Raw genomic sequence first — 12,871 nt, 5'->3', positions numbered from 1 at the left:
CGTGGCGTCTGAAAGACGACACGGTGTCGCGGCCGAACATTAGCGACGCCAATTCGCAACCGAGCAGTAGAAGGCGGCTACAACCCGATATCTTCGCCGACGCCTCGTTCTTCGGCTTTCACGTAGAAGTACTCGGCCGCCGCCGCATCGAGAACCGCAGAGCCGACGCTCTCGACGACGAGAATTTCGTCGTCCGACTCTCGGCCTTCGACACCCTCGAACACTTCGGAGAGCGGAATCAAGTCGGACTCCGCGAGTCCTGCCTCGCGTATATCGCCGATTTCTGCGACCTCTTCGGGAACGTCTGCGAAGACGCGCGCTGCTCGGTCGAACGTCGTCGTATCGAGTTCCTGCATCTCTTCGGTGTAGGCACCGACGGCGACGACGAGCGTCCCCGGTTGCAGCCAGTCGCCGTCGAAGACCGGGTCCGTGCTGGTCGTGGCGGTGACGACGACAGTCGCGTCCGAGACTGCTGCGTCTGGAGAGTCAACTGCTTCTGCGGGGAGTCCGTGGTCACGGAGGGCAGACGCACAGGTCTCACGAGAGTCACTCGGTGCGTAGATTCGGACCGATTCGATATCGGACCCGGCGGCGATGGCGAGTGTCTGCCAGCGTGCCTGTGTCCCTGCTCCGAGGACGCCGACTCGCAGTGGCTCGGACGCGAGATACTCTGCGGCCAACCCGCCGATACACCCTGTTCGGGCGCTCGTGATGGTCGTCCCGTCGAGGAACGCGAGCGGAAGCCCAGTCGTCGCGTCGGTGAGGACGACCTGCGCGTTCACCGTCGGAAGGCCGTGTTCGACGTTGTGCTCGTGGACGGCGGCGAGTTTCGTCGCGTACACCTCACGGCCGTGGATGTACGCCGGCATCGTCAGTGCGGTTCCGAGCGGTGAGTGCCCAGTCGCGTGGCCGTCGTGGTCGAGCGTTCCGACGCCGTTTCGAACGCCGTCGACGTCGATACCCACCGGAAAATGTGGTCGTGATGGCCGCTCCACCTCACCGCGGCCCTGCTTGACGAACGCCTCTTCGACGACTGGGAAGAGTTCTGTGAGAGAGAGAAGTCCGTTGATCGCGTCTGCAGAGAGAATGCGGACCATACATGCGATACTCACGTAACAGAAATGAACCTATTGGCATTCGATAGTATGTCACAGACACACTCATAATGCTGGAACAGGCAGAGACGACAATGCACGTTCTCATCGTCGGTGGTGGCGTCGTTGGACTCGCCTGCGCGCACGCCCTCACCGACCGGGGTGCGTCTGTCACTGTCTGCGAAGCAGGGTCGCTCGGCGGCGGGAGTACCGGCCGTGCAGCAGGTGGAATCCGAACCCAGTTTTCGACCCGCGTGAACGTCGAACTCTCGCTGTCGAGTATCCCCGTCTGGGAGTCGTTCGCCGACGAGTTCGGTGTCGATATCGACTACCGACGGCCGGGCTATCTGTTTCTCGCACGGACCGACTCGACGGCCGACGCGTTCGAACGGAACGTCGCGATGCAGAACGACGCGGGCGTGCCGAGTCGATTCCTCGACCCCGACGAAGCACTCGAATACGTCCCCGAACTCCGCGCCGACCAGTTCGTCGCGGCGACGTACTCGTCAGTCGATGGCATTGCAGACCCACACTCCGCTGTACAGGGACTCGCCGCAGCGGTTCGCGAGGCCGGCGGCGACGTTCGAGCGAACACGCCGGTGACCGACATCGAACGCACCGACGACGGCTGGCGCGTCGAGACGCCCCACGAGACGTTCGAGACAGACGCCGTCGTCTGTGCGGCGGGAGCGTGGTCGAAACGCGTCGCCGCCCTCGCCGATATCGACCTGCCAATCGCACCCCGTCGCCGGCAGATTGCGGTGGTCGAACCCGAGGGTGACCTCCCCGACGATGCACCGCTGACTATCGACCTCGACACGGGGTCGTACTTCCGACCAGAGCGCGAAGGCACTGCAATCGTCGGCGGCCACTTCTCCGAGTCGGACCCCGACGTGGACCCCGACGGATTCGACAAATCGATGGACCTCGAATGGGCGCTCGAAGCGACAGAACGGGCCGACGACTGCGCGGCGTACTTCGGCCCCGAGACGAAGATTCGCAACGGGTGGGCTGGGTTGTACGCCGTGACTCCCGACCATCACGCAATCGTAGACGACGTCGCATCGGGGTTCGTCGTCGCCGCCGGATTTTCCGGCCACGGATTCCAGCACGCGCCGGCCACAGGCGAGGCAGTGGCAGACCTGTGTCTCGATGAGGATGTCTGTGACGTGGATATCTCGCCGCTCTCACTCGACCGGTTCGAGTCGGGCGAGACGCTCAGCGAAGAGAACGTTGCGTGAGAGAAGTCAATACCCGTCTCGTCAGGCGGTCATGTTGACGACGGCCCGGAGTTCGCCGAGTGTCCGAGTCGGGTCGGCGACGTCGCGCGAGGCGAGCACCTGATAGCCACCGCCGTCTTCGACGACCCGGTAGGTCACCTCGCCGTCGTCGAACTCGTAGGCGGGTGACGACTGGACCAACACGGCATCCACGTCGTCTCTGTCGTCCGGCCGGTTCGGTGGTTTGACGATGAGTGATGCCTCTTCACCGAGTCGAATCTTCGAGAGCGTCGCGGTCAAATCGCGCATTCGTCTTCGTTCCCGTGGGTGGCCCGTCGATATGAAAGTATCTTTACCCCGACTCGACGCGCAATATTTTTACTCGTCTCACACATTCGGTCGCATATGGCATCCGAACCCGACCGCGGACCGCGCGTGAGCGAACCGACTACCTCCGGGTTCGGCTTTTTCTTCTGACCGCTTGCGGTCGGCGGACTCCGCCCCGGCGCCACCACGCCCGGCGGACGAAACCGACCCATCCGGTCAGACTCGCCCTCACGGCGAGGCTTCGAAACTGCTAACCAACTCCCAGACGGCTAACGCCACAACGAATCAGATGCGACTTCCGGAATCACAGGTCGCGGTGTTGAACGCCGCGAGCGCCACAGACGAACGAACGATAGCACAGTTGGCGGAGGCGACGGACCTGAAACCAGAGACGGTGACGGGTGCCGCCTTCGACCTGCGCGACGAAGGCCTCGTTTCGGTCACGGAGACCGTCGAGGAAGACGTCGAACTAACCGACGAAGGTGTCGAATACGCCGACAGCGGCCTCCCAGAGATCCGACTCTACCGCGCTGCGATGGACGTTGGCGACGGCGATTCGGTCCCGATGGGACAGGTCATCGGCACGTCCTCACTCGGCGGCCCACAGGTCGATATCGCGCTGTCGAACTTCGCGCGAAAAGGCTACGGCCACATCGACTCGGGCGAACTCGTCCCCGACGCGGACGCCGACCCCGACGCCGACGAAGAGGCTGCCGCACTCGCGGCCCTCGTCGCGGGCGACGACGTCGACGCCGACGTGCTCGACCAACTCGAATCTCGCAATCTCGTTGTCCTCCGCGAGCGGACCATCCGTGCTGTCACCCTCACCGACGAGGGTGTGACGGCCATGATGGAGGGTGTCGAGGCGGCCGAGACGGTGGACCGTCTCACCCCCGAGATGCTCACTTCTGGTGAGTGGGAAGACGTCGAGTTCACCGAGTACAACGTCGAAGCCGACGCCCCCGAGGTTCGCGGCGGCAAGAAACACATCCTCCGACAGACCGCAGACCGTGTGAAAGACGTGCTCGTCGGCATGGGCTTCTCCGAGATGGAAGGCCCCCACGCCGACGCGGACTTCTGGATTAACGACTGTTTGTTCATGCCGCAGGACCACCCGGCACGGACCCACTGGGACCGCTTCGCCCTCGACGTGCCGCCGATGGAAGACATCCCAGAAGACCTCATCGACCGTGTTCGCGACGCACACCTGAACGGTGTCGGCGAAGACGGCGACGGCTACCACTCGCCGTGGAGCGAAGACTTCGCTCGGGCAATCGCCCTTCGCGGGCACACCACGTCGCTGTCGATGCGCTACCTCTCGGGGCACGAAATCGGCGAACTCGAACCGCCGCAGCGGTACTTCTCCGTCGAAAAGGTCTACCGTAACGACACGCTCGACCCGACGCACCTGCTCGAATTCTACCAGATCGAGGGCTGGGTGATGGCCGAAGACCTCTCGGTGCGCGACCTGATGGGCACCTTCGAGGAGTTCTACTCGCACTTCGGCATCACGGACATCCAGTTCAAACCGCACTACAACCCCTACACGGAGCCGTCGTTCGAACTGTTCGGCCGACACCCCGAGACGGGCGAACTCATCGAAATCGGGAACTCCGGCATGTTCCGCGAGGAAGTGCTCCGACCGCTCGGCGTCGAGTGCGACGTGATGGCGTGGGGGCTCGCATTAGAGCGTCTCTTGATGCTGATGTACGGTTTCGACGACATCCGCGACGTCCACGGAACGATGTGTGACCTCGACCTGCTCCGCGAGACGGAGGTGCTCAAATAATGCCCGTAGTCGACGTTCAACCAGACGAACTGCGCCGCTTGACCGGCCACGAAGAGAAGTCCGACGAGGAGTTCAAAGAAGACCTGTTCGCGCTCGGCCTCGAATTCGAGGGCGTCACCGACGACGGTGCCTTCCAACTGGAGTTCGGCCCGGACCGACTGGACCGCCTCTCCGTCGAGGGTGTCGCTCGCTCGCTTCGCTACCAGTACGGCGATGCACGCGGCGTCTCCGTCCCGAAGACGAACGACCCCGACTGGACCATCGTCGTCGACGAGTCCGTCCCGGACGAGCGCCCGTACGTCACGGGTGCAGTCATCCGCGGCGTGGACTTAGACGACGCCGCGCTGGAGTCGCTCATCCAACTGCAGGAGAAACTCCACGCGACGATGGGTCGCAAGCGCGCCAAAGGAGCCATCGGCATCCACGACCTGACGATGCTGAAAGGCGACGTGCTCTCCGAGCAATCGACGGGGAACTCTATCACGTACAAGGGAATCGAACCCGACGGCGACACCTTCGTCGCACTCGACTCCAACGAGGAACTCACGCCGGCCGAAGTGCTCGAACAGCACGCGACCGGCCGAACGTACGCCGACCTCGTCAGCGAGTACGACCGCTATCCGGCCATCTACGACGAAATCGGGCTGTTCTCGTTCCCGCCGGTCATCAACGGCCAGCGGACCGAGGTTTCGACGAACTCGCGTGACCTGTTCGTCGAACTCACCGGCACCGACCAGTGGACCATCGACCGGATGTGCACCATCATCTGCTACGCGCTGGCCGCCCGCGGGGCGACCATCGAGCAGGTCGAAGTCCAGTACGAAGACGGCACCGTCGTCAAACCCGACTTCGACGTCGAGACGAAACACGTCAGCCACGACCGTATCGAGTCGATTCTCGGCATCGAGTTGGAGATGGACGAAGTCATCAACCTCTTCGAGCGCTCCGGCCTCGGTGTCGAAGCAGAACTTGGTGAACAGACGGTCTACGAAGTCTCCATTCCGCCGTACCGCGTGGACGTGCTCCATCCGCTGGACCTCGTCGACGACATCGGTCGCGCCTACGGGTTCAACGAACTCGAACCGCGCTACCCCGACGTGGGGACGGTCGGCCAGCGCCACCAGCGCTCGCGGGTCGCAGACGCCGCCCGGAACAGTCTCGTCGGCCTCGGGTTCGAGGACATGCTCAACTTCCACATGATTTCGGAAGAAGAGAACTACGAGCGCATGGGTATCGAAATCGGCTCTGACGTTCCCACGAGCGAAGCGAGTGGGAGCTCGCCGGGACGCAGTTCCGGCGGTGTGCTCGGCGGTGGCGAACCCGCCTCCATCACCGAACCCTACAGCGAAGACTACACGATGCTTCGGACGTGGGTGCTCCCGTCGCTGACGATGGTACTGGAGAACAACACCCACCGCGCGTACCCGCAGGACCTCGCCGAAATCGGCCACGTCGCCCACCGCGACGACAGCGAGAACACTCGTGTCTCCGAGGCACGCCACGTCGCGGCCGTCCTCGCTCGCTACGACGCGACGTACGAGGACGCGAAAGCCCGTCTCGCGACGTTGTGCCGCGACTTCGGCGTCGAACTGGAGACGCCGGCAACCGAACATCCGTCGTTCATCCCCGGCCGAACTGCCGCGGTCGTCATCGACGGTGAAGACGTCGGTGTCGTCGGCGAACTCCACCCGAAGGTGCTCGTCGAACACGACCTCGAACTGCCGGTCGCAGCGTTCGAATTTGACCTGTCTGCGCTGCAGTAGGCAGGTTTAGCTTTGTTTTTGGGCCACTGTGAGACGCGGTGCGTCTCACAAGCCCTCGCTCGCGTGGGCTCGCGAAGGCAGATTTTTGCGAGGTGACCGAAGCGCGTCTCCGAGACCGACCCGTCGCATCCTCCACCGACGCCAGCAGAATTACTTTGGGTAATTTAAGATTCTCAGTCATTCCTTTTGTGCATTTACCTTGAGAATGATAGAAACCTTTAGGATGTAACTCCACGGCGGTTCTTGTATGAACGATTATGAACTAATGCGCGAGACGTTGGCAGTCACCCACGGTGAGCACGGGCGAGCGCCCGCACCGGGTGTCGAAGACGTCGTCGTTCCCCTCCACCTGTCGTCTACGTACTCGATTCCTGACGTAGACCCCGACGCGGACCTCGAACTCCTCGACCCGGACGCGGGTGAGTATCTCTACTCGCGACTGTCGAATCCGACGCGGAACGCGCTGGAACACCGCCTGGCGGCGCTCGAAGGAGCAGAACACGCGCTCGCGTTCGTCTCTGGAACGGCGGCCATCGCGGCGACGATGATGGCGACGGTCCGCCCCGGCGACCACATCGTCGCGTTCGAAGACCTCTACGGCGGGACGAAGACGATGTTGAATCGACTGTTCGCCGACCGACTCGACGTCGATGTGTCCTTCGTGGACGCGACCGACGCGGCGAACGTGGCGGCCGCGATGCGCGAGGAGACGGCCCTCGTCTGGATGGAGACGCCGACGAACCCGCTGATGCACCTCTGTGATATCGAGGCCATCGCGGCCGTCGCAGACGAGTGGGGCGCGCTCTTCTGCGTCGACAACACGTTCCTCAGTCCGTACTTCCAGAACCCGCTGTCGCTCGGTGCCGACGTGGTCGTCCACAGCACGACGAAGTATCTCAACGGCCACTCTGATTCGATTGGGGGCGCAGTCGTCACCAACCGCGACGACGTGATGGACGAACTCGCCTTCCTCCAGCGGGTCGGCATGGGGTCGATGCTCTCGCCGTTCGACTCCTACATGACGCTTCGCGGCATCAAGACGCTCCCGCTCCGGATGCGCCAACACGAGGAGAACGCGATGGAGATTGCGCGCTTCCTCGAATCCAACGAGGCGGTCACGCGGGTGCTCTACCCCGGCCTCGACTCCCACCCACAACACGAACTCGCCGCCCGTCAGCAGTCCGGATTCGGTGGGGTTCTCTCGTTCGAACTCGATACGGACCTCGATGGGACGGCCGAGTTCCTCGGGAATCTCCGCGAGTTCCCTCTGGCGGTTAGTCTCGGTGGCGTCGAGAGTCTCATCGAACACCCGGCGACGATGACGCACTCCCCACTCGCACAGACTGAACGGGACGCGCTCGGTATCTCTGATTCCTTGCTTCGGATGTCTGTGGGGGTCGAACACGTCGACGACTTGCTCGCTGACCTCGACGCGGCACTGGCGTCGGTCTGAGGTCGCGTCGGCACTCCTTCCACGGCCCCAACCCGTTTGTCTGGGCCGCTAACCGAGTTGTTTAACAGTCTACCCAGTGGTAGATACGCCAACGCAATGCCGAGCGGAGAATACGACCCGGAAACCGTCGAGGCGAACTGGCAAGAGAGGTGGGTCGACGAAGACCTGTATGCGTACCCCGAGGGTGCGGTAGACCCAGACACCGTCTTCTCCATCGACTCGCCGCCGCCGACGGTGTCCGGGAGTCTCCACTGGGGCCACGTCTACGGCTTCACCCTCCAGGACTTCGTCGCCCGGTTCAACCGGATGCGCGGCGAGGAGGTGTACTTCCCGTTCGGATACGACGACAACGGAATCGCGTCCGAACTGCTGACCGAAGAGGAACTCGGTATCAAGCACCAGGACTACGAGCGACGCGAGTTCCAGAAACTCTGCCGCGAGGTCACCTCGAAGTACGAAGCGGAGTTCACCGAGAAGATGCAGAATCTCGGCATCTCTATCGACTGGGACCAGACATACCAGACCATCTCGCCGGAGGTTCAGCGAATCTCGCAACTCTCGTTCGTCGACCTCTACGAGAAAGACCGGCAGTACCGCCAGCGCGCCCCTGCCATCTGGTGTCCCGAGTGTGAGACGGCAATCTCGCAAGTCGAGACGGAAGACGACGAACAACACTCGCACTTCCACGACATCGAGTTCGGCGTCGCCGACTCGGACGACTCGTTCGTCATCTCGACGACGCGTCCCGAACTCCTGCCCGCGTGTGTCGCCGTCTTCGTCCACCCCGACGACGACGACAATCAGCACCTCGTCGGACAGGAAGCCGAGGTGCCGCTGTTCGGTCAGCGGGTTCCCATCCTCGAAGACGAGCGCGTCGACCTCGAGACGGGAACGGGTCTCGTCATGTGCTGTACCTTCGGTGACCAGACCGACATCGAGTGGTATCAGGCACACGACCTGCCGCTTCGCGTCGCCATCGACGAATCCGGCACGATGACCGAGGTTGCCGACGACTACGCCGGCCTGTCGTCGCACGAGGCACGCGAAGCAATCGTTTCCGACCTCGACGATGTCGGTGCACTCCTCGACACGCGCGCCATCACGCACACGGTCAACGTCCACGAACGCTGTGGCACGAGCGTCGAGTTCCTCGTCAAAGACCAGTGGTACATCAAACTGCTCGACAAGCGCGAGGAGTACCTCGAAGCAGGTGAGCAGATGGAGTGGTTCCCCGACAAGATGTTCACGCGGTACAAAAACTGGATCGAGGGACTCCAGTGGGACTGGGCCATCTCTCGGCAGCGCTCTTCGGGGATTCCGTTCCCCGTCTGGTACTGCGGTGACTGCGAGCACGTCGTCATCGCCGAGCGCGAGGACCTGCCGGTCGACCCGCTTTCGGACGACCCACCGGTCGACACCTGTCCCGAGTGTGGCCACGACGAGTTCGTCGCCGAAGACGACGTGTTCGACACGTGGGCAACCTCGTCGCTCACGCCACTCATCAACGCCGGATGGGGCTGGAACCCAGAGAGTGAGGCGTTCGAGATGGACAAGCCCGAACTCTACCCGTTCGACATGCGCCCGCAGGGCCACGACATCATCTCCTTCTGGCTGTTCCACACGGTCGTCAAGTGCTACGAGCACACCGGCGAGGTGCCGTTCGACAGCGTGATGATAAACGGGATGGTCCTCGACAAGAACCGCGAGAAGATGTCGAAGTCCGTCGGCAACGTCGTCTCGCCAGACGAAGTTCTGGAGAAGTTCCCGGTCGACGCCGCCCGCTACTGGGCCGCCGGCAGCGCCGTCGGCGACGACCTCCCATATCAGGAAAAGGGCCTCGTCGCGGGCGAGAAGTTGATGCGAAAGCTCTGGAACGCGTCGAAACTCGTCGATAGCCTCACCGAGGACGCACCCGAGACGTTCGACCACGACGACCTGAAGACGCTCGACAGATGGCTACTGGCCTCGATGGACCGCGAAATCGAGTACGCGACGGAGAAACTCGAGAACCGCGAGTTCTCGAAGGCCCGCGATAGCCTGCGGAGTTTCTTCTGGCACACGTTCTGTGACGACTACCTCGAAATCGCCAAACAGCGACTCCGCGAAGGCGAGGACCCCTCGGCAGCCTACACGTTGCAGACTGCCCACCAGCGCTTCCTCGTCCTCTTCGCGCCCATCCTCGCACACGTCACCGAAGAACTGTGGCGCGAGATGTACTCCTCGGAGAGCGTCCACGAGCAGTCGTGGCCCGAACCGCTCGGACTCGACGCCGACTTCGAGGCCGGCGAGACTGCCATGGCCGTCGTCGGCGCGCTTCGGAAGTACAAGAGTGACTCACAGCTCTCGATGAACGCCGGCATCGACGAGGTTGAGGTCTACGGCAACATCGACGGCTTCGAAGCCGACATCAGCGGCGTGATGCACGTCGACTCGCTCTCGTCGACCGACGAGGAGCCACCTATCGAGTCGGTCATCTCGGGAATCGACCTCGACTACTCCATCGTCGGTCCCAAGTTCGGCAGCAAGGTTCCGGATATCGAGGCGGCACTCGCGCAGGACGACTACGAACTCGTCGGCGACGAACTCCACGTCGCAGGCGTCGAACTCGGCGCAGACGCGTTCGAAGTCAACGAAGAGCGTACCTACTCCGGCGACGGCGAGTTCGTCGAGACGGACGGGGCGCTCATCATCATCAATAACTGAGCGGAACACGGCGACCGCTCGGTTGGAGAACTCGCTTTCTTATCGGTCCGCACCGACCGCGTCTTCGAGAGCGTCGAATCCGTCGCGTTCGAGACGTTCGAGCAGTCCGCGATTGATGTCGCGCGCGATGGACGGGCCTTCGTATATCATGCCCGTGTAGAGTTGGACCATCGAGGCTCCGGCGCGAATCTTCTGATAGGCACCTTCCGCGTCGGAGACGCCGCCCACGCCGATGATTGGGACATCAGTTCGGTCGGCGATGAACCGAATCATCTCGGTCGCTTCGCCTTCGATTGGCTTTCCGGAGAGGCCACCGCGTTCGGCCTGATTCGGGTTTTTGAGCGAGTCGGGACGAGAGGTGGTCGTGTTGCTCGCGATGATGCCGTCGAGCGAGAGGTCGTCGACGACTTCGAGTGCGTCTTCGACGGCAGGGTCTGGAAGGTCAGGAGAGAGTTTTACGAGGAGTGGCGCTGCGCCTGCGTCGACGAGCGTGCCGAGGATGGCTTCGAGGGAGTCGCGGTTCTGCAAGTCGCGGAAGCCCTCACTGTTGGGACACGAGACGTTGACGACGAAGTAGTCCGCGCCGTCGGCGACGCGTTCGTAGGTGTACAGGTAGTCCTCGGGTGCGTCCTCGGTAGCCGTCACCTCGGAGAGTGCGAGGTTGACGCCGACCGGTACGTCCGGGTGCGGGCCCGCGGACAGGCGCGCACCGACTGCGTCTGCGCCCTCGTTGTTGAGGCCCATCCGATTGATGAGTGCCTCGTCTTCAGGGAGGCGGAACATGCGCGGGCGAGGATTCCCCGGTTGTGGTTTCGCGGTGACGCCACCGACTTCGACGTGTCCGAACCCGAGCGCTGTGAGCACGGTCGGTATCTCGGCGTTCTTGTCGAATCCGGCGGCGACGCCGACCGGATTGGGGAAGTCGAGGCCGAACAGCGTCGTTTCGAGTCGCGCGTCGTCGACGCGGTAGCGGTGTTCGAGGAACGATTCGGCGGGTGTATTACGGACTGACCGGAGCAGTCCGTGTATCGTCCGGTGTGCTGTCTCTGGGGGGAGCGAGAAGAGAACCGGTTTGGCGAGTTTGTAGATGTTCATCGCGGAATCACGTGCGGTTCGCTGGAGACGGTACTGATGGAACGGTCGGGCACACCCGTCTCAGAAGTCGTGTTCGACCTGGTCTGGGTCTGCTTTTTGGATGATAATCTTCCCGTCTCGAACCCGAACGAACACCTCGTCACCGATTTCCATCCCGGCGACTGCGAGTTCGTCTTCGTGGAGGTTGACGTGGACGTTGTGATACTCGCCATTCTCGTCTTTGGCGCCACTCGGACTGAGCTTCTTTTTCCGGACCATCTGGGGGTCTATCCGTTGGTTCGCCGCAGGGGATACATAAGTGTTGTCTCCGTCATCCCTTGCGGCGGCGATTTTCGTCCGAATACGAGGTATTTTTTGGAAATATCACGGCTGTTTGATGACTCGTCGACCGGGCGAACTACCGGGAGTATATAAGTATGTGCCCGTCGTCGGTCGAAAATCGGCGATATATTTATGATGTGCCATGTGGTTCAATGGCATAGAGGTGGAAAATCATGGTACGCGAGGACGGTAAACGGAATTTCGTGCTCCGAGAGGAGGACGGTACAGAAACGAGTGTGTTTTCCGGGAGCATGCCGCGACAAGCTGCACTCAAAGCAGCTCGACGGCTCGACCCAGCAGACTCCGAAGAAGCAGCACAATCCAACGCAGTCGAAATTCGACTCCGTGAGAAGGGAACCGACAAGGTTCACATCTTCGACGCCTGGGCCTGGGAGAGCAGTGCTCCCGAGGACAAGCCGGGCTGGATGGAAGGCGACATTACCAAAGGGAACGTCTCCAAGAAGGGTATCGAGCACCTCGACGAATAAGTCGTCGTAACTCATCGTCGTAACTCACTTTCTTATTGCGCGCAGTACGCGCACGCACGTGTAGCAACGACGAGAGACATCTACCCAGAGACGAACGGCGCTGGGTGACGACGCGCAGTCCGCACAAGTCGATACCCCTTTGACGACAGCCCAATGAGTTCCGCCTGCGCGACCAACACCCGGTCAGACCGTACGTACGACGCTGGGGATGAACGGCCGGCCTCCAGTCGCGCGATATCAACACGCTCGAGAGACATCTGACGAGAGACGTTCGTGTCTACACGAATCTATCATGATTTTATGAAACTTCTCGCCATGAAACCGCATGACGTAGAGCGATTGGTTCGACGGCCTTTTATGTAACCGTGTCATTCGAAGTAATGTGAAGAAGCGCACGGGGGCACGCCCCCCGATGGCTTCGACCGAACGCCATACGACCCATCGTCGTTTGGCACTCTCTGGGATGACACACCGTCCCGGGGTGCCGATGATACGACGACCTTAAGTGGTCGAGGGCATTTCGGAATAATGCGAACGACACACCGCGATTTCGGGGCGCTTCAACGCGTCCCGATTCACGGATTGACTCGAGGAAGTTCGACGGGTTTATACCCACGA

At 62.1% G+C, this 12,871-nt stretch carries 10 protein-coding genes; 6 read left to right on the top strand and 4 right to left on the bottom strand.

Annotation, left to right across the window (positions count from 1 at the left end):
* Positions 1 to 77: 77 nt before the first annotated feature.
* Positions 78 to 1,097, bottom strand: a complete 1,020-nt coding sequence (locus tag ACK3SC_RS00050) for an ornithine cyclodeaminase family protein (RefSeq protein ID WP_416838075.1) — start codon at positions 1,095 to 1,097, stop codon at positions 78 to 80.
* A gap of 92 nt (positions 1,098 to 1,189) precedes the next feature.
* Between ACK3SC_RS00050 and ACK3SC_RS00045 the strand changes: the two genes are divergently transcribed.
* Positions 1,190 to 2,335, top strand: a complete 1,146-nt coding sequence (locus ACK3SC_RS00045; protein WP_416838074.1) for an NAD(P)/FAD-dependent oxidoreductase — start codon at positions 1,190 to 1,192, stop codon at positions 2,333 to 2,335.
* Positions 2,336 to 2,356: 21 nt separating this feature from the next.
* Here ACK3SC_RS00045 and ACK3SC_RS00040 read toward each other — a convergent pair whose 3' ends face one another.
* A complete protein-coding gene (locus tag ACK3SC_RS00040; RefSeq protein ID WP_416838073.1) occupies positions 2,357 to 2,623 on the bottom strand; it encodes a hypothetical protein in 267 nt (88 codons plus the stop codon).
* Between the two features lie 307 nt (positions 2,624 to 2,930).
* Here ACK3SC_RS00040 and ACK3SC_RS00035 point away from each other — a divergent pair, with 307 nt between their 5' ends.
* The 4 genes from ACK3SC_RS00035 to ACK3SC_RS00020 all read left to right on the top strand — a co-directional run bounded on the left by ACK3SC_RS00035 (position 2,931) and on the right by ACK3SC_RS00020 (position 10,349).
* Entirely contained in the window at positions 2,931 to 4,430 is a 1,500-nt protein-coding gene (locus ACK3SC_RS00035; RefSeq protein ID WP_416838072.1) for a phenylalanine--tRNA ligase subunit alpha, read from the top strand.
* Positions 4,430 to 6,193: a phenylalanine--tRNA ligase subunit beta gene (pheT, locus tag ACK3SC_RS00030; RefSeq protein ID WP_416838071.1), complete on the top strand. Its 1,764-nt coding sequence runs from the start codon at positions 4,430 to 4,432 to the stop codon at positions 6,191 to 6,193. The genes ACK3SC_RS00035 and pheT overlap by 1 nt, the downstream gene beginning before the upstream one ends.
* A gap of 247 nt (positions 6,194 to 6,440) precedes the next feature.
* Complete coding sequence (locus ACK3SC_RS00025; RefSeq protein ID WP_416838070.1) at positions 6,441 to 7,646, top strand: trans-sulfuration enzyme family protein; 1,206 nt, start codon at positions 6,441 to 6,443, stop codon at positions 7,644 to 7,646.
* Positions 7,647 to 7,742: 96 nt separating this feature from the next.
* Entirely contained in the window at positions 7,743 to 10,349 is a 2,607-nt protein-coding gene (locus ACK3SC_RS00020; RefSeq protein WP_416838069.1) for a valine--tRNA ligase, read from the top strand.
* Positions 10,350 to 10,388: 39 nt separating this feature from the next.
* Here ACK3SC_RS00020 and ACK3SC_RS00015 read toward each other — a convergent pair whose 3' ends face one another.
* Entirely contained in the window at positions 10,389 to 11,444 is a 1,056-nt protein-coding gene (locus ACK3SC_RS00015; RefSeq protein WP_416838068.1) for a quinone-dependent dihydroorotate dehydrogenase, read from the bottom strand.
* 60 nt (positions 11,445 to 11,504) lie between these two features.
* Positions 11,505 to 11,702 (bottom strand): hypothetical protein, encoded by a 198-nt coding sequence (locus tag ACK3SC_RS00010; protein ID WP_004044784.1) that lies wholly within the window; start codon positions 11,700 to 11,702, stop codon positions 11,505 to 11,507.
* Between the two features lie 236 nt (positions 11,703 to 11,938).
* On the opposite strand from ACK3SC_RS00010, the gene ACK3SC_RS00005 reads away from it, so the two are divergent.
* Positions 11,939 to 12,253 carry a non-histone chromosomal MC1 family protein gene (locus tag ACK3SC_RS00005; protein ID WP_416838067.1) on the top strand — a complete coding sequence of 105 codons (315 nt, stop codon included), beginning with the start codon at positions 11,939 to 11,941 and terminating at the stop codon, positions 12,251 to 12,253.
* Positions 12,254 to 12,871 lie beyond the last annotated feature (618 nt).

Origin of the sequence: Haloferax sp. DFSO52 (genome assembly GCF_048158745.1) — an archaeon.
Classification (GTDB): Archaea; Halobacteriota; Halobacteria; order Halobacteriales; family Haloferacaceae; genus Haloferax.
This window is presented reverse-complemented; position numbering and strand designations above follow the sequence as displayed.